This window comes from Streptomyces sp. S.PB5 (genome assembly GCF_030403745.1).
Lineage (GTDB): Bacteria > Actinomycetota > Actinomycetes > Streptomycetales > Streptomycetaceae > Streptomyces.
The window spans coordinates 62,748-79,667 of the sequence record NZ_JAQMWP010000026.1 but is presented as its reverse complement, the minus strand read 5'-3'; the positions used below and the strand labels follow the sequence as shown (position 1 = coordinate 79,667).

Here is a 16,920-nt window from a genome sequence, read left to right as displayed (position 1 = left end):
GCACACCCCGCCGCGCCTGAACTCTTCCCACACCACTGGGGGATTCACGCCATGCACATCGAACTGAAGGGTGTGTCCGCGTCGTTCGCCGACCGCGACGTGCCCGCACTCGACGACATCTCACTGACCATCGACCAGGGCGAGCACGTCGTCCTGCTCGGCCCGTCCGGCTCGGGCAAGACCACCCTGCTGCGCTGCATCCTCGGTGCCGTACACCCGCAGACCGGCATGCTCCGCGTGGGCGGGCTCAATCCCGCCGTACCGTCCGAGCTGCGTGCCGTCCGCCGCAAGACCGGGGTGGTCCGCCAGGGCAACGACTTAGTCCTGGGCCTGCGCGCCCAGACCAACGCCCTGCTCGGCACCGCCCCCTCCTGGGGCATGCGGGAATGGGCCGCCGTGCTGCGCGGCAGCATCCCCACCCGCTACGAGGGCCGGGTGCACGCCCTCGCGGACACCCAGGGCATCCGCCCCTTTCTGCGGTCCCGGGTGGAGCACCTGTCCGGCGGCCAGCGCCAGCGGGTCGCCCTGGTCCGCGCCGTACTGCCCGAGCCGCAGCTGCTGCTGGCGGACGAGCCCACCTCCGGCCTCGACCCGGTCACCTCACAGGCAGCCGTCGACACCCTGCGAGAAGCCGACGGCGTCACCGTGGTCGTCTCCACCCACGACCTGAGCATCGCCCGGCAGTTCCCGCGCATCGTCGCCCTGCGCGACGGACGCGTCTGCTACGACGGCGGCGAACTCACCGAGCGCGACGCCGAGGAGATCTACCAGGGAACGGCGGTGTCCGCATGAGCACCGACACCAGCTCCAACCCCCAGACCCCCACCGCCACCACTCCGGGCGGCAACTGCGGCCCGAAGATCCCCGTGCAGGGCAACGGCGGGGACAAGCGGCCGCCGGACACGGCCGTGCAGATGAGCGGCCCCAAGCGGTCCAGGACCACGTGGATCGTCCTGGTGATCGCGCTGGCCGCGGTGGTCTGGTCGCTGAACGGCACCGGCGTCAGCATCGCCAACATCATCGCCGGCTGGGACGGCGCACGGGAGATCGCCTCCGGACTCTTCCCGCCCGAGCTCGACCAGGAGCTGCTTCAGTCCGTCGGCAAGGCGGTCCTGGAAACGCTGCAGATCTCCATCGCCGCCCTGTTCTTCGGCACCGCGGGGGGCCTGGTCCTCGCCGTACTGATGGCGGGCAACGTCGGCGCACCGCGCTGGCTGGCCGCCGGCGCCCGGCTGATCGCCACCATCTTCCGGTCGGTGCCCGAACTGCTTTGGGCGCTGGTGTTCGTGGCGGTGGTCGGGCTCGGCCCGGCGGCCGGCGTGTACGCGATCTCCCTGCACGCCGCCGGACTGCTCGCCAAGCTCGTCTCCGAGCAGCTGGAGGCCGTCGACCCCGCACCGGTCGAGGCCATGCGCATGACCGGGGCGTCAAAACTCACCACCGGCATGCTGTCGATCGTCCCGCAGGCCCGCAACAACATCGCCTCCCTGGTGCTCTACCAGTGGGAGTGCAACATCCGCAGCTCCGCCATCATCGGCTTCGTCGGCGCCGGCGGCATCGGCCAGGCCCTCGGCATCTCCATGCGCCTGTTCCGCTACCAGGAGCTCGCGACCCTGATGATCGCCCTGTTCCTGCTCGTACTCGCCGTCGACCAGGTCTCCCGCTTCCTGCGCCGCAGCATGGGCGCCGCCACCCGCTAGCACCGGCCGGTACCGGAAATCTTCGCTCCGCCGCCTGGACAGGCCATCCCGGCTTCTCTACTCTTCAAGAGTTCTCTAGAACAGGAGAAAATGAAATGACGACGAAGTTCCTCTTCGTGCTGCACGACCCGCCGTACGGCACCGAGCGCGTCTACAACGGGCTGCGCTGGGCGACCGAGGTGGCCCGCCGCGAGGACACCGAGGTGAAGATCTTCCTGTTCGGCGACTCGGTGGTCTCCGTGGTGGAGGGCCAGAAGACGCCGGACGGCTACTACAACGCCGGGAAGATGGCGACGAACTTCGCCCGCCAGGGCGGGGAGATCGGCTGCTGCGGCACCTGCATGGACGCCCGGGGCATGAGCGACGACAACCTCACCAAGGGCGCCCACCGCTCCTCGATGAAGGAACTGACCGACTGGACCGAGTGGGCCGACAAGGTCATCAACGTCTGAGGCAGGAGCACCCCACCATGCGACGCAACATCCTCGTGCTGGGCGCCGGCTTCGGCGGCCTGAGCACGGTGCGGGAGCTGCAGAAGCACGTATCCCCCGACGACAAGATCACCCTGATCGACCGCAGCGAGTCCCAGGTGCAGGGGCTGTCCCTGCTGTGGCTGCTGCGCGGCTGGCGCACCCTGGACCAGGTGCAGCTCGTGCCGACCAAGGACGCGCTCGGCCGCGCCGAGCATGTCCTGGCCGACGTCGAGCAGCTCGACCTCGGTGCGCGTCAGGTCCGCACCTCCCAGGGGGAGTTCGCCTACGACGCGCTCGTGCTGGCTCTGGGCGCCGAGCTGAACACCGGCGCGGTGCCGGGCCTGGAGGAGGCGCTGGCGGCCGGGGTCGCGGCGCACTACTACACGCCCGAGGCCGCCGTCGACGCGCACGCCAAGCTGAAGGCGGTGGCGTCCGGGAAGGTCGTCTTCCTCGTCTCCCGTATCCCCTTCAAGTGCCCGGCGGCGCCGTACGAGGGCGCGATGCTCGCCTCCGACCTGCTGACCGAGACCGGCGTGCGCGACAACGTGTCGGTCGACGTCTACACCCCCGAACCGCAGCCGATGCCGGTCGCGGGCCCCGTCGTGGGGCAGGGAGTGGTGCAGATGCTGGAGTCCCAGAAGATCGGCTTCCACCCGGGCCGCCAGGTCGAGGGGGTGGACGCCGAGGCCCGGGAAGTGGTCTTCGAAGGCGGCGAGCGGGTCTCCTTCGACCTGCTGGTCTTCATCCCGCCGCACCAGGCGCCGGCCCCGGTCAAGGCGGCCGAACTGTCGCCGACAGGCTTCGTCCCGGTCGACGCCAACACTCTGGCCACGATGGTGGAGGGCGTCTGGGCACTCGGGGACGTCGCCTCGATCACCCTGGCCAACGGCAAGCCGCTGCCCAAGGCCGCGGTCTTCGCCAAGGGCCAGGCCGAGGCGGTCGCCGCCGGCGTGGCCCGCCACCTGGGCTACGACCAGGCGCCCGAGCCCCACTTCAGCGGCGAGGGGCACTGCTACCTGGAGATCGGCGGGCACCTGGCCGCCAAGGGCGCGGGCAACTTCTATCACCCCGACGGCCCCAAGATCGAACTGTCGGAGCCGTCCGAGGACCTGCACCGCGCCAAGGAGAGCGAGGAGCAGCAGTGGCTGGCCGAGTGGAGCACCTCCACACACGACGGGTGACTCAGCCCCTGCCCCAGTGACAGCACTCCCGGCCGCCCTGCCCAGGACGGCCGGGCACCACCTACACCCCCACCGCACCCCGGACCGTTCCGTCCCCTCTGGCCGTACCTCGGCCGCGTGCAAGCACCGTCCGTCCGGGGGCTGTCCCGCCCGGCTGCGGGACACATCACCGCCCATCGGAGGTCTTCCTCATGTCTGTCGGCACGTCCGACCCCGTACGCACGCAAGATCCGCCGGAACGGCGGCGCACGCTGGCCGATCGCACCGCCGCCGTCCTGGTGGGCCGCCGCAGGCTGGTGATGCTGGCCTGGCTGGTGATCGTCCTGGCTGCCGCTCCGCTCGCCGTCACCCTGAACGGCGCCCTGTCCGGTTCCGGCTGGAACGCCCAGGGCTCGGAGAGCGAGAAGGTCCGCGCCGAGCTGCGCCGAGACTTCGCCGCGCTGGGTGCCGAAGCCGCCATCGTCGTCGTCCACGTGCCCAGCCAGGGTGAGCGGGATGCCGCGGTCGCCGCCGTGATCGGGCAAGTGGACGGTTCGGCGTCGGTCAAGGAGGTCACGGACCCGCGCGAGCAGCCGCCGCAGGCGGGCCTGGTCAGCGAGGACGGCCGGACGGCGCTGGTCCCCGTCCACCTTCAGGCGGGCGACGAGGCCGAACTGCCCGAGGCCGCCGGGAAGGTGAGCGACGCCGTCGACGAGGCGAAGCTGCCCGACGGCGCGAGCGCGGACGTGACCGGCGAGTGGCCGGTGTGGGCGGACTTCAACGAATCCAACGAAAAGGCCATGCTCAAGGCCGAACTGCTCTCCGGCCTGCCCATGATGGTGCTGCTGGTGGTGGTGTTCGGCAGCATCGTCGCCGCCGGGATGCCGATGATGCTGGCGATGGTCGGCATCGCGGGCGCCTACGGCGCGCTGCACCTGCTCACCATGGCCACCCCACTGTCGGTGTGGTCGATGAACTTCTCGATGATGATCGGGATGGCGCTCGGCATCGACTACAGCCTGTTCATCGTCACCCGATACCGCGCCGAGCGCGCCAAGGGCCACGACGCCGAGAGCGCGCTCGCGACGACGCTGGCGACCTCCGGCAAGGCGATCGTCCTGTCCGGCCTGGCCCTGGCCATGGCGCTCGGTGCGCTGTTCCTGCTGCCGGTAATGGTCTTCCGCTCCATGGCGCTCGGCATGATCCTCGCCGTCGTCGTAGTCGTGGCCGCCGCCCTGACCCTGCTGCCCGCGGTCCTGGCCGCCCTCGGCGAGCGGGTGCTGCGCGGCCGCGCGAAGGGCACCGGCCGCAGCGAGGCCCGCTGGTCCCGCTGGTCCGACGGCGTCGTGCGCCGTCCCACGGTCGGACTGATCGCCGGTCTGCTGCTGCTCGGCGGGCTCACCGCCCCGGTCGTCGGCGTCGATCTGGGCATGCCGGGGGCGCGCGTGGTGGACGCCGGATACTCCAGCCGCGACGGCTACGAGACCCTCACCGACGCCTTCGGGCCCGGCGCGGGCGCCGCCACCTACGTCACCACCCCGCAAGCAGACGCCGAGCAGGTCGTGACCACCGCCAAGAACCACAAGGGCGTCAAGGACGCCCAAGTCGCAGCCGAGGCAGCAGACTCGGGCCGTACCGTCGTGCGGATCACGCCGACCACGGCCATCGACGACGACCGCACCTCCGACCTCGTCGCCGACCTGCGCGACGACCTCGACAAGGACGCCCCGCAGGCCCTGGTGGGCGGCCCCGCCGCCCAGAACCACGACATGACCGAGGCGCTCGCCGCCTCCGCGCCCGGCATCATCGCGCTGGTGCTGCTGATGTCGCTGCTGATGATGCTGATCGTCTTCCGCAGTGTGGTCATCGCGCTGGTGAGCGTGGTGATGAACCTGCTCACCGTCGGCGCGGCGTTCGGCATCGCGTCGATCATCTTCCAGCACGGGGTGGGCGCCTCGCTGATCGGCATCGACTCCCAGGGCTTCATCAACGCCTGGGCGCCGGTGTTCTTCTTCGCGATCCTCTTCGGGCTGTCGATGGACTACCAGCTGTTCCTGCTCGCCTCGATCCGCGAGAAGTACGAGCTGACCGGCGACACCCGCACCGCCGTCCGCGACGGCATCGCGGCCACCGGACGGCCCATCACCAACGCCGCTGTCATCATGGTCATCGTGTTCGTCGCCTTCGGCGTCACCGGCCCGATCCCGCCCACCGAACTCGGCATCACCCTGGCCATCGCGGTGATCCTCGACGCGACGATCGTGCGCATGCTGATCGTGCCGGCGTCGCTCGCCCTCTTCGGCAAGACCAACTGGTGGATGCCGCGCTGGCTGGACAAGGCACTGCCCGCCTTCACCTTCCGGCACTGAACCGACCGCACCAAAAGCAGCTCCCGGGTGGTGCGGGCGGCAACTCCCGCACCACCCACGCCCCTTGACGTGACCGTGCGCAGTACGCCCCTCGTGAGGAGCATCGTGCCCCGCTTCGGAATGCTGATCGACCTCAACACCTGCATCGGATGCCACGCCTGCTCGGTGGCCTGCAAGAACGAGTTCGACGTGCCGCTCGGGGTCTTCCGCGACACGGTCAAGTACGTCGAGGACGGCGAATACCCCACAGCCACCCGCCACTTCATCCCCGTCCTGTGCAACCAGTGCGAGGACGCACCCTGTCTGAACGCCTGCCCCACCGACGCCATCACCCGCCTTCCCAACGGCGAGGTCGTCATCGAGGAGGGCGACTGCAACCTCAACCGGTTCTGCATGGCCGCCTGCCCCTACGACGCGATCTACGAGGACCCGCAGACCCAGACCGCGAGCAAGTGCACCTTCTGCGAGCACCGCACCTCCCAAGGCGGCCAGCCCGCCTGCGTGGAAGCGTGCCCCACCGGCTGCCGCATCTTCGGCGACCTCGACGACCCCGACAGCACCATCGCCACGAAGCTCCGCGAGAACGACACCGGCGTGTGGAAACCGGAGGCGAGCACCAGCCCCAAGGTCTTCTACATCGACCCCAAGCGGGCACTCTCGCTCATCGCGGTCAACGGCGTCCAGGTCGACAAGAGCACCGACCTGAAGGGGCAGTGATTCAATGCTCACGACCCTCGCCCAGGTCGCGCCGATACCGCACGCCGCCCCCTGGGGCGCCCTGCTGACCGCCTACTTCACCCTGATCGGCATCCCCAGCGGCCTCACCCTGGCCACCTGGTGGCACCGCAGCCGCTTCCCCACCGCCTCCCTGGCCCTGGACTGGCGCGCCACCTGGCTCTGCCTGGCCCTGCTGAGTGGCGCGGGACTGCTGCTGACCATCGACCTCGGACGGCCCGAGCGGTTCTTCCTGATGCTCACCCGGTTCGGCAACTGGGACTCGCCCATCTCCCTCGGCGCGAAAATCATCGCCGTCAAGAGCTTCCTTCTCGCGGTTGCGCTGTACCTGCTGTGGCGCAGGCGCACAGCGTCGAAGGACGCCGCGGCCCCGCTCCCGGCCCGCGGCACCGCCAAGTACCTGGATAGCACCGTGGTGTGGCTGCTGGGCGTCTCCAGCGTCGCCCTGGCCGTCTACCCGGTCGCCGTCCTCGCCCGCACCTGGGTCTCCCCGCTCGCCTCCACCAGCGGCTCCGCCCTCATCTACCTGGTCACCTCGCTGCTGATGGGCCTCGCCGCCGTCCAGTTCGTGCAACTCGGCGACAAGGAGGCGCCGGGACGCCACGTGGTGGCGCACCGCCAGGTCACGCTGGTGCTGCTGATGACATACGCCGCCACCCTGGCCTTCACGGCCGTGTCGGTACCCAACGGGCCCGCCAAGCAGGCGCTCGACGCGGTACTGACCGGCGAGTGGGCACCCCTCTTCTACGTCGTCGGGGTCGGCGTCGGCCTGGTGGCGCCAGCCCTCCTCCTGGCCCTCGGAGCGAGTCGGCGCTGGGCCCGCCTGTCCGCAGCCGGCACGGTGCTCGCCGGCACCGCCATCGTCCGCTACCTCATCTTCACCGCCTGACACCCGGGGGAATTCACGCATGACCACCAATACCAGGGCACCAGACGAGGAAATACCCAAGCCCGCCCCGGCCGTGCCCGAGGCATGGGAGCTGGGCCGCCGGGACCTTTTGAGGATCGGCGCCGCCGCCGGCGCGGCCCTCGCCGGGCTCGGCACGATCGAGATCGTCCGCGACCGCACGCCCACGGCGCCGGTGCCCAAGGGCAGCACCCAGGCCAAGGCGATCCCGTCGATGTGCCAGATGTGCACCACCGCGTGCGGCATCATCGGCCACGTCGCCGACAACCGGCTGCTGAAGATCACCGGCAACCCCGAGGACCCCAACGGCCAGGGCGCGGTGTGCGGCAAGGGGGTCGCCGGCCCCTCGGTGCTCTACGACCCGTTCCGCCTGCTGTATCCGCTCAAGCGGGTGGGCGAGCGCGGCTCCGGGCGGTGGAAGCGCATCAGCTGGGAGACGGCGTACGAGGAGATGGCGGGCCGCCTGAAGGAGATCCGTGAGCGGGGCACGCCCGGGGAGTTCGCCTTCCAGCAGGGCCGCAACCGCTCCACCGACATCATCTCCCGGTTCCTCAACGCCTATGGCACGCCCTCGCAGTTCAACCACCGGGCGCTGTGCTCGCTGAACCGCCGTGCCGCCATCCTCACCACCATCGGTGAGTCCGACTGGGACCTGGGCGACTACGAGAACACCCAGTACGTGCTGAACTTCGGCTGCAACTGGGCCGAAGCCCACCAGGGCCACATCCCCGTCGCCACCCGCATGATGCGCGCCCGCCAAAAGGGCGCCAAACTCGTCACCTTCGAGACCCGCCTGTCCAACACCGCGGCCCTCTCCGACGAGTGGTTCTGCGTCAAGCCCGGCACCGACGGCCTGATCGCCCTGGCCATGGCGAACGTGATCTGCCGCGAAGAGCTATGGGACAAGAAGTGGCTCGACACCTGGTCGAACTATCCCGCCGAGAAGATCGCCGAGCACGTCGCGCAGTACACACCCGAATGGGCCGAGCGGGAGAGCGGCGTGCCCGCCGAGGACATCATCCGCATCGCCCGCGAGTTCGCCGCCGCGGCCCCCAAGTGCACCACCATCTGCAACCGCGGCTCACAGGGCCACCGCAACGGCTACTACAACGACCGGGCCATCACCATGCTCAACGCCCTGGTCGGCAACATGGGCAAGACGGGCGGCTGGTGCTGGCACCCCCAGTCCGCCTGGGACAAGGACCTCCTGCCCGAGCCCGAGCCGGTACCGGAGAAGCCGACGGCCAAGAGCATCATCGCCGAGGCCAAGAACTGGCCGCTGGCTAACGCCTTCCCGGACAAGAAGATGAAGGTCGCCGAGATCATCTACCTGTGGATCAAGGAAGGCCGGCAGAAGATCTCGGCGCTGATGACCTACAACGCCGACACCGCCTGGTCCTGGCCCGAGGCCCAGCTGGTGCGCGGCGTCCTCAAGGACGAGGACCTGATCCCCTTCCACGTGTGCATCGACGTGATGTACTCCGAGACCGCCCACCTGGCCGACATCATCCTGCCCTGGGCCACCTACCTGGAACGGTGGGACATCGACTCGCGCCCGCCGCAGGGGCTGATCGACTACGTGGGGCTGCGCCAGCCCGTCGTGCCGCCCCGGGGCGAGTCCAAGGACATCCGCGAGATCTTCCCCGAACTCGCCCGCCGGATCGGCGGCGGCATGGAGACCTACTTCCCCTGGAGGACCACTGAGGAATACCTGGAGGAGTACTTCAAGCCTCTCCCCGGCGGCTTCGCCCACATGAAGGCCAACGGCATCTGGATCGACCCGGCCAAGAAGCCCCTCTACGAGCCCCACCTCACCCGGCTCACACCCGACGAACTCGACGGCTCCCGCGAGGACCCCAAGTCCGGGATCCTCTACAAGGGCACCGACGAGAAGACCGGCGAGCCCGTCGCGATCGGCATCCGCATCGCTGGCATCGCGCGGCGCGGCTTCCTCACCCCGTCCCGCAAGGTCGAGATCCACAGCGCCTTCGTCGTCGGCAAGGGCAAGAACGTCGGCAAGGACGTCGAACCGCTGCCGGTGTACGAGCCGATACCCAGCCATCAGCGGGACTTCCCCGACGACCACCTGATCATGACCAGCTACAAGATCAACGTGCACAACGCGCACCGCACCATGCAGTCGAAGTGGCTCCAGGAGATCTCCCACACCAACCCCGCACTCCTCAACCGTGCCACCGCCACCAAGCTCGGCATCGGCGACGGCGACTGGATCGAGGTCACCAGCTTCCGCCCCGACGACAAGGCGGTACCCGGCGGCGATGGCTCCCAGCTCGGCACCCTGCGCACCCGGGTCCGCCTGACCGAGGGCGTCCACCCCATGGTGCTGGCCATCGCCCACAACGCCGGCCGCAGCGTCGGCGGCGCGTACGCCACCAACGGCACCGACACCGCCCACAATCCCGGCTACGGGAAGATCACGGACGCCGATCTGGACCGCCTGTGGTGGCAGGGTGCGATCAGCGTCCCCCAGAACGACCTGCTGCCCATCTACCCCGACCCCGTCGCGGGCGGCCAGGCGTACCACGACACCGTCGTGCAGATCCGGAAGGTGTGAGGCCCGTGAACCCGCTCCCTGTTGCCGCCGAGCACGTCAAGGCGTACACCGGCCTGCTGCGGCTCGCCGTGCGCCTGCTCAGCAGTGAGATCGACCTGCTGCTGTACCGGCAGATGCTCAACGCGGACGCCCACACCCGCGACGACCACCGGCCGCTCGCCGACCCCGGACTCGCCGAACGGCCGGAGGGCGAGGCGCTGGAAGAACTCGCCGCCGAGTTCTGCCGCCTGTTCATCGGCCCGCAGCCCATCTGCCCGCCCTACGCCTCCGCCCACCAGGGCGAGGTCAAACTCGGCGGACGCTCCGCCCGCGACATCGACGCCTTCATGGAGCACCACCAGCTCCGGCCGGTGCTCCGCCCGCAGGACGCGGTGCTCGACGACGACCACCTCGCGGTCGAACTCGCGTTGCTGGCCCACCTCTACAGCGTCGCCGTCGGAACCGCCGACAGCGACCTGACCACCGAGCAGGCGTGGCGCGCCGCGCACCAACTGCTGCACGTCCACATCTGGCCCTGGGCCGACAGCTACCTCAAGCAGCTCGAAGGCAGCGCCGAGTGGGCCCCGTACACCACCATCGCCCACCTGGTCCGGCGCGTGCTGCAGGAAGCAGCCGACTGGCCGGCCGACCTCCTCACCCTCCCCGCGAAGGAGAACATCATGGTCACCGTCTACTCCACCACCTGGTGCGGCTACTGCGACCGCCTGAAAAAACAGCTCGACCGGGAGAACATCCCCTACACCGAGATCAACATCGAGCAGGATCCGGAGGCTGCCGCGCTCGTCGAGAAGGTCAACAACGGCAACCAGGTCGTCCCCACGGTCGTTTTCACGGACGGCACCGCCATGACCAATCCCGGCGTCCTTCAAGTCAAGGAGCACCTCGCCAAGACCGCCTGACCGGCACCCACCACACCGGAGCCGCCACATGTCCATCGTCGAGCACCTGCGGGGCGGGCCCGCCTATCTCGACTACAACGCCACCACCCCCGTCGACCCCGACGTGCTGGAGGCGATGCTGCCCTACCTGACGACCCACTTCGGCAACCCCTCCAGCGGCCACGCCTACGGGCGCCCCGCCGCGGCCGGCGTGGCGGGCGCCCGCGCCCAGGTCGCCCACTTGATCGGAGCGGTGCCCGAGGAGATCGTCTTCGCCGGCAGCGGTTCCGAGGCGAACACCCTCGCGCTGCGCGGCGCCCTGCTGCCCGCGCTGCGCGAGGGCCGCGACCACCTGGTCACCCAGATCACCGAGCACCCCTCGGTCCTGGAGACCTGCGAGGCGCTCAAGCGGCTGCACGGCATCTGGGTCACCTACCTGCCCGTGGACGAGCACGGCCTGGTCGACCCCGAAGCCCTCCGCGCGGCCGTCACCGACCGCACCGCTCTGGTCTCCGTCCACCACGCCAACGGCGAGACCGGCACCCTCCAGCCGATCGCCGAACTCGCCGCCATCGCCCACGAGGCAGGCGCTCTGTTCCACACCGACGCCTCGCAGACGATCGGCAAGATCCCCGTCGACGTCCGGGCCCTGGGCGTGGATCTGCTCACCGTGACCGGCCACAAGTTCTACGCCCCCAAGGGCGTGGCCGCGCTCTACATGCCGGAGCGGTTCCACTTCGAGCCGGTCGTCTGCGGCGGCGGACAGGAACGGCGCCAGCGTGCCGGCACCGAGAACGTCCCCGCACTCGTCGGCCTGGGCGCGGCGGCCGTCAAGGCTGCCGAACTGCTGCCGAGGGAGCCCCCGCGCCTGGCCGCGCTGCGCGACACTCTCCACGACCAGTTGAGCCAGGCCCTCCCCGGCCGCATCACGCTCAACGGACACCCCGACCACCGGCTGCCCAACACCCTGAACATCAGCGTGGACGGCGTGATCGCCGCAGAGGCCCTGGCGGCGGCCACCGACCTCGCGGCCTCCACCGCCTCCGCCTGCCACTCAGGCAGCCACCGCCCCTCCGACGTCCTGCTCGCCATGGGCATCAGCGCACCCCGCGCACTGGGCGCGTTCCGCCTCAGCCTCGGCCGCTGGTCCACCGCCACCGACCTGGACCGCGCGGCCGGTGCGATCACCAAGGCGGTCTCGGAGGCGCCCCTTGAAGGAAGGCCATGACGGGCCCAGCCGAACGAGAAGCCCTCTACGACGCCTTCGCCCACGTGGGCAAGGCCCTGTCGAACGGCAAGCGCCTGGAACTGCTGGAACTGCTCGCCCAGGGCGAGCGCAGCGTCGAGGCCCTCGCCCACGCGGCCGACATCCGCCTCACCAGCGTCTCCGCCCACCTGCAGATCCTCAAACAGGCCGGCGTCGTCACCACCCGGCGCGAGGGCGCACGCATCCACTACGGACTCGCGGGCGACGACATCGCCACCCTGTTCGGGCTGCTGCAACAGGTAGCACGCGCGCACCTCGCGGACGCCGAGCACGCCCGAGCCGCCTACCTGGGCCCCACGGACACCGTTCCGCTCACCCGCCGGCAGCTGCTCGACCGGATGACCAGTACAAACGTCCGTGTGATCGACGTACGCCCCACACAGGAGTACACCGCCGGCCACATCCCCGGGGCCTGCTCCGTGCCGCTGGACGAACTGGCATGCCGCCTGGATGAGTTGCCCGACGACGCGGAGGTCGTCGCCTACGGCCGCAGCGCCAACTGCGTCCTGGCCCACGACGCGGTGCGCCTGCTGACCGCGCGCGGCCACCGCGCGCTGCGGCTGACCGACGGCATCCTGGAGTGGCGCGTCGCCCGGCTGCCGATCGAGCCTGGACTCAACGGAGCAGCCACCCGCCCCACGGGAGGGTATGACGGCTGAGACACCCAGAACGCCGTACTGTGGCTAGGACGGCGCCATTTGGCTCCATTCAGGGCGATTGCGCACTCCCCGCCGCCCGCACACCCTTGAAGAGCCGTCAACCGGCGGCCGCGACGCGCGGTGCGCCCGCCCGAGCCGACCGCGACCTGACCCGTTCAAACGGGGAGATCCGAGATGCGTACGTCATGGGTCACGCGGCCCTGGGCCTGTGCCGCGGACCGTGAAGGTCGCCCAACTGGTCGGCGTACGGCTGTGCGGCGGCCACGACCTTCTTGCCGAGGGCGGTCAGACGCATGGCGTGTCCGTGCCCGCCGCGGTCCAGAAGCCGCCCGTCGAGGTCTCGTTCCAGTCGGCTGATCTGCTGCGTGACCGTGGACGGGGCAAGCCTTTCGGCGCGGGCGAAGGCGGTGAGATTGGGGTACTTGACGGCTTCCAGGAAGCGGCGTAGCCGGCGGCGTCCGCCGTAGGTTCCGGCCGCTGGCCGCAGCAGGGCCGGAAGGTGGGCCAGCCTTGTGGCTGCGGCGGCCGTTGTGCGTGGTCTCCTGCGGCGGGGGTGCCGGATGGGGGAGATCCGCGCTGCGGTCGCCATCTGGCAGCAACTGACCGAGGAGGCGCTCCCCGACCACGGCGTGCGCGACTATCTACTCAATATCTCCTCAGCAGTTCAGGAAGACGCAGACCCGCAGTTCGACACAGCGGTCACGCGCTGGCTTCAGGACTTGGCCAGCAGGGCGTTCGACGAGGGAAATCTGACAAATGATTCCTTTTTCGCCCTTTTTTGCAACCTCGTCTGGTGGGTCGGCGGCCGCTTGGACGGCGGAGGAGACCACCAGCAGGCCAAGTCCATCGCCCAGGCAATCGTCGACCAGGTGGCGGACATTCTGAGCCCGGACCACGACGGCGTGCTCTGGGCCCGCCAGATTATCGCCCACCAAGAAGGACGCCTTGGCAACCGGGCGTTGGCCTTCGCCCTCAACCTTGAGATAGCCGACATCCTGGCGTCCGTCTACGGGGAGGACCACCCCCTCACACGCGACGCCCGAGTGGACGTCACACGCTGGCAATCCGCAGCCTCCGAATGAGCTTTTCCTTTAGCTCTTGCCATGAACCTGACCCAGCTCAGGCTGAGGATGAAAAGGGCTCTGTGTGTGCGATACGGCTGGATGTCCTGCTACCGCAGCTGGCCGCAGAACGGGTCGATCGTGTCGAGGCCAGTGGTGATCTGCAACCGCCCTGAAGTGCCTGATGCACGTTCCGTGCCAGCGGCGGCAGTCCCGCGCGTGCTGGGCATCGACGAATTCGCCCTGCGCCGGGGCCATTGTTGCGCCACGATCACCATCGACGCCGCCATGGGCGCGCGTGTCGACGTGCTCGCGGACCGCGCGAAGGAGCCGGCGTCGGCGCCGCCCACCCCGAATGCACCGCCAAGCTTCCCAGGTGAGGCCCCCGGCCCGCCGCGCCGGTCGCGCCGTCGGAGGTGGCGCCAAGGAGGCCCGGCAAGATCGCCTCCCGGTCTTCCAGGCTGCTCGCCGCCGGATCGTTGAGGACAGCGCTGACGGTAGTCCACAAAGGTCGGCGGTACTGAGGTCCGCAGTGTGTTTGACTCGCGCCCGTAGGGCGCGTATCAGAAGTGAGCACAGTGACCCGTTGATGGGAGTCCGATGTGAGAACGGTGTCTCGTGGCGGTCGCGGGCGGTTTCAGTGTTGGGCGACAATCGTCGGGTGACTGAAGCCAACGTGGCGCATGTTTTCCTGTCGCGCCGCCGGTTCTCCTCGTTCGAAGACATCCGGAACTACGTCGATGCGGGGTGGTCGGAGAACGGGGACGCACAACCATCCGTCTTTATGGGAGTCACCGGAATCGTCGAGCTCGAACCGATGTGCGTCGAAGCCATCCATGCCCAGGACGACGGTCACCTCACGCCGGTTGTCCCCGAGATACTCCTTCGAGGGGCGTCGTACGCCGACCAGTGGCTGCCACAAGTGGAGTCGACCGAACTGGCTGACGCCGCGATCTGCGTCGTCGCTCCCAACGTGGTCACCAACCCGCACGGCACCGCTCTGCACTACCTAGGCGGGTTCACTTATCACGCCTGAGGGTCTCTCACTGCGGGTTGTCACAGCCATTGGTAGCGTCCATTTACAAGTGACTGACCACCCATTCGATGCACATCTACGAAGAACGCACGCTAGGTACGTCCCTGCCGACGCATGTGTCAGTGCGCGCCTCGCGGCCGGCGGCGAGCCGGGCAGACCACTCGCGTTCGGCGATGACGAGGCCACGCTCCAGCGTCTCGACGAGCACCGTCCGGTTCACCGACACCACCGTCGGCTCGGTGCCCCAGGCGGGACCGCCTCCCTCTCGTACCCGACAGGCAAGATGCACCCGGTCCCCCTCGGGGAACGCGATAGCCGTCACCTCGTCGGTGCACTCTCCCCACTCCAGGAATTCACACCGCGCGAGTGCCTCCTCAGTCCCAAGTGAAGTCCCGGTACCGACATCGTCGTACATCCAGCTCTCGGCGATGCGAAAGGACTCCGACGGCGAGGTGAACCCCTCCGGCGGCGCAGTCGGTACGTGGAAGCGACCGATCTCGTCCTTGAACTTCTTAACCAGCAACGGCGGATAAAAAGCGTTGTCCCTTGCGTTCACATGGAGCCCGCCGACGAAGATATCAACGCACAGCAGAGACGGGTCCTGTTCGACGTGGAACTCCAAACCGAATCCGGTCCGCGACCCGAACAACATGGCGACCTCCCCAACAACGGCGCGATACCCATCACGACCCCACCCTACTGATCCACTTTCGATGCACGCCCTGGTGCCCCATCAGGCATGATTGGATGACGATCATGTTCAGCATTACCGTGTCACGGGCGTTCACCGTTGCCGAAGTGACTGCCATATTCATGGAATTGATCCCGCCTGGCCTGCAGTTGGTGGTACAACCCCCCGGAGCCGATGTTCCGGACAACACAGGAAGCCTATGGGCAAGTCTGGAGCCCACCGATGATCCGGCATGGCCACTCGGTCTTGTGGTGCATGTGTACGAGTGTGACCTCGGGCCATACCCTGATCTGCGCCTCGCGGAGCACATCGCAGAACGATTCGACGTGGACGTCTTGTGCGGCGTCGATCCATCCCTCGTCGATGTCGACCCCCAGGATCCGTACTACCGCCTGGCGCTGGTCGGCGGCCGGTGGCACCTGGCCAGCGCTGCCTACACGCGGCTCATGGGGCCGTACGTCATCGGTGGCACTGACGGATTCCGGGAGGAGCTGGAGAACGAACCCGTCAAGCTGATCCGGCCGGTCCTGGTCGATACCCGCTGAGCCATGAACGACAGCGCCCCCTGGCCAGGAGCCACAGACAAGTGGTATGCCCAGGTTCTGATGGAGTCGGGTTGCTGGACAGTTGACGATCCAGCAGCCTTCGGAGGCCGTGATGCCCCGCAGCTATCCGCCCGAGTTCCGCCGCAAGGTGCTCGATCTCGTTGCGTCCGGAAGAAAGGTCGCCGAGGTCGCCCAACTCCTCGGCATCGGTCCGATTTCTGAAGCGGATTCAAATGATCTTTGTTCTGATTGTGATCACCGCGGTGGTGGCCGGGTGGTCGCTGGTCGCCGGCCGGCTGGAGCGACGGCATGTGCGGGCTCCTCTGATGCTGGTGCTCGCGGGCGTGGTCACGGGGGGTGTTCACCCACAGCCATATCGCCGTCACCCTGAACTCCGGGGTCGCTCAGCATGTGGCCGAGGTCATCCTGGCCGTCCTGCTGTTCGTCGACGCCACCGAGCTGCCGTGCGCGCCCTGCCGATCATGCTCGCCTTCCTCGGCTCGACGTTCACCTGGCGAGAACGGCTCATGGTCGGCGCGCTCGGACCACGCGGCACCCCCTCCATCGTGTTCGGCCTGCTCGCGTTCAACGCTCTGCCGGACGGGCGGTACGCCGACACCGCTCTGTACGCCATGACCCTGACGGTGCTCGGCAGTGTGCTGCTCCACGGCGGCGCTTCGGTGGTCATCGCCCGGTTCCTGACCGGGCCGCCCCCGCCGGCTGCCAGCCGCCCTGGCTCCCCGGGGACCGATGAGCCGGACTCACCGGTCGCCGCCGTGCAGGGTTGATGGGTCGTACTACCCCAGGCCGGTCTTCTCCAGCCACTCGGCGGGGGCGGACCCGACAGTCGCCGGATGTGCGCAG

17 protein-coding genes and 1 pseudogene are annotated in these 16,920 nt (G+C 69.0%); 16 read left to right on the top strand and 2 right to left on the bottom strand.

Annotated features, from left to right (window positions below; translation table 11 throughout):
• Positions 1 to 51 precede the first annotated feature (51 nt).
• From PH203_RS43330 to PH203_RS43275, 12 genes and pseudogenes are all read left to right on the top strand, one after another.
• Positions 52 to 792: an ATP-binding cassette domain-containing protein gene (locus PH203_RS43330; protein WP_289927715.1), complete on the top strand. Its 741-nt coding sequence runs from the start codon at positions 52 to 54 to the stop codon at positions 790 to 792.
• Positions 789 to 1,700 carry a phosphonate ABC transporter, permease protein PhnE gene (gene phnE / locus PH203_RS43325; protein ID WP_289927712.1) on the top strand — a complete coding sequence of 304 codons (912 nt, stop codon included), beginning with the start codon at positions 789 to 791 and terminating at the stop codon, positions 1,698 to 1,700. Before PH203_RS43330 ends, phnE begins: the two co-directional genes overlap by 4 nt.
• A gap of 95 nt (positions 1,701 to 1,795) precedes the next feature.
• Positions 1,796 to 2,152: a DsrE family protein gene (locus tag PH203_RS43320; RefSeq protein WP_289927708.1), complete on the top strand. Its 357-nt coding sequence runs from the start codon at positions 1,796 to 1,798 to the stop codon at positions 2,150 to 2,152.
• Positions 2,153 to 2,169: 17 nt separating this feature from the next.
• On the top strand, positions 2,170 to 3,354 hold the full coding sequence (locus tag PH203_RS43315) for an FAD/NAD(P)-binding oxidoreductase (RefSeq protein ID WP_289927703.1): 1,185 nt from the start codon (positions 2,170 to 2,172) through the stop codon (positions 3,352 to 3,354).
• A gap of 191 nt (positions 3,355 to 3,545) precedes the next feature.
• A complete protein-coding gene (locus tag PH203_RS43310; RefSeq protein WP_289927699.1) occupies positions 3,546 to 5,702 on the top strand; it encodes an MMPL family transporter in 2,157 nt (718 codons plus the stop codon).
• 105 nt (positions 5,703 to 5,807) lie between these two features.
• Positions 5,808 to 6,419 carry a 4Fe-4S dicluster domain-containing protein gene (locus PH203_RS43305; RefSeq protein ID WP_289927698.1) on the top strand — a complete coding sequence of 204 codons (612 nt, stop codon included), beginning with the start codon at positions 5,808 to 5,810 and terminating at the stop codon, positions 6,417 to 6,419.
• Between the two features lie 4 nt (positions 6,420 to 6,423).
• Complete coding sequence (locus tag PH203_RS43300; RefSeq protein WP_289927696.1) at positions 6,424 to 7,326, top strand: hypothetical protein; 903 nt, start codon at positions 6,424 to 6,426, stop codon at positions 7,324 to 7,326.
• 19 nt (positions 7,327 to 7,345) lie between these two features.
• Positions 7,346 to 9,919 carry a molybdopterin-dependent oxidoreductase gene (locus PH203_RS43295; protein ID WP_289927695.1) on the top strand — a complete coding sequence of 858 codons (2,574 nt, stop codon included), beginning with the start codon at positions 7,346 to 7,348 and terminating at the stop codon, positions 9,917 to 9,919.
• Between the two features lie 113 nt (positions 9,920 to 10,032).
• Positions 10,033 to 10,431 (top strand): annotated as a pseudogene (locus PH203_RS43290) (molecular chaperone TorD family protein); the annotation flags it as partial.
• A gap of 147 nt (positions 10,432 to 10,578) precedes the next feature.
• Complete coding sequence (locus PH203_RS43285; protein WP_289927772.1) at positions 10,579 to 10,818, top strand: mycoredoxin; 240 nt, start codon at positions 10,579 to 10,581, stop codon at positions 10,816 to 10,818.
• 28 nt (positions 10,819 to 10,846) lie between these two features.
• Positions 10,847 to 12,025, top strand: coding sequence for a cysteine desulfurase family protein (locus tag PH203_RS43280; RefSeq protein WP_289927694.1), 1,179 nt, complete (start codon positions 10,847 to 10,849; stop codon positions 12,023 to 12,025).
• Positions 12,022 to 12,723, top strand: coding sequence for a metalloregulator ArsR/SmtB family transcription factor (locus tag PH203_RS43275; protein WP_289927692.1), 702 nt, complete (start codon positions 12,022 to 12,024; stop codon positions 12,721 to 12,723). Before PH203_RS43280 ends, PH203_RS43275 begins: the two co-directional genes overlap by 4 nt.
• A gap of 190 nt (positions 12,724 to 12,913) precedes the next feature.
• Here the strand turns inward: PH203_RS43275 and PH203_RS43270 are convergent, their stop codons facing one another.
• Entirely contained in the window at positions 12,914 to 13,312 is a 399-nt protein-coding gene (locus PH203_RS43270) for a LysR family transcriptional regulator (RefSeq protein ID WP_289927690.1), read from the bottom strand.
• Here PH203_RS43270 and PH203_RS43265 point away from each other — a divergent pair.
• Positions 13,284 to 13,805, top strand: coding sequence for a hypothetical protein (locus PH203_RS43265; protein ID WP_289927687.1), 522 nt, complete (start codon positions 13,284 to 13,286; stop codon positions 13,803 to 13,805). The two genes, PH203_RS43270 and PH203_RS43265, sit on opposite strands and share 29 nt — an antisense overlap.
• Positions 13,806 to 14,445: 640 nt before the next feature.
• Positions 14,446 to 14,820, top strand: a complete 375-nt coding sequence (locus PH203_RS43260) for a hypothetical protein (RefSeq protein ID WP_289927680.1) — start codon at positions 14,446 to 14,448, stop codon at positions 14,818 to 14,820.
• A 76-nt stretch (positions 14,821 to 14,896) separates the two neighbouring features.
• Here PH203_RS43260 and PH203_RS43255 read toward each other — a convergent pair whose 3' ends face one another.
• The gene (locus tag PH203_RS43255; protein WP_289927678.1) at positions 14,897 to 15,472 is read right to left on the bottom strand and encodes a hypothetical protein; all 576 of its coding nucleotides are present in this window, start codon (positions 15,470 to 15,472) and stop codon (positions 14,897 to 14,899) included.
• Positions 15,473 to 15,567: 95 nt separating this feature from the next.
• Between PH203_RS43255 and PH203_RS43250 the strand changes: the two genes are divergently transcribed.
• On the top strand, positions 15,568 to 16,056 hold the full coding sequence (locus PH203_RS43250; RefSeq protein WP_289927674.1) for a hypothetical protein: 489 nt from the start codon (positions 15,568 to 15,570) through the stop codon (positions 16,054 to 16,056).
• A 464-nt stretch (positions 16,057 to 16,520) separates the two neighbouring features.
• Positions 16,521 to 16,844, top strand: a complete 324-nt coding sequence (locus PH203_RS43245) for a hypothetical protein (RefSeq protein ID WP_289927671.1) — start codon at positions 16,521 to 16,523, stop codon at positions 16,842 to 16,844.
• Positions 16,845 to 16,920: the final 76 nt, after the last annotated feature.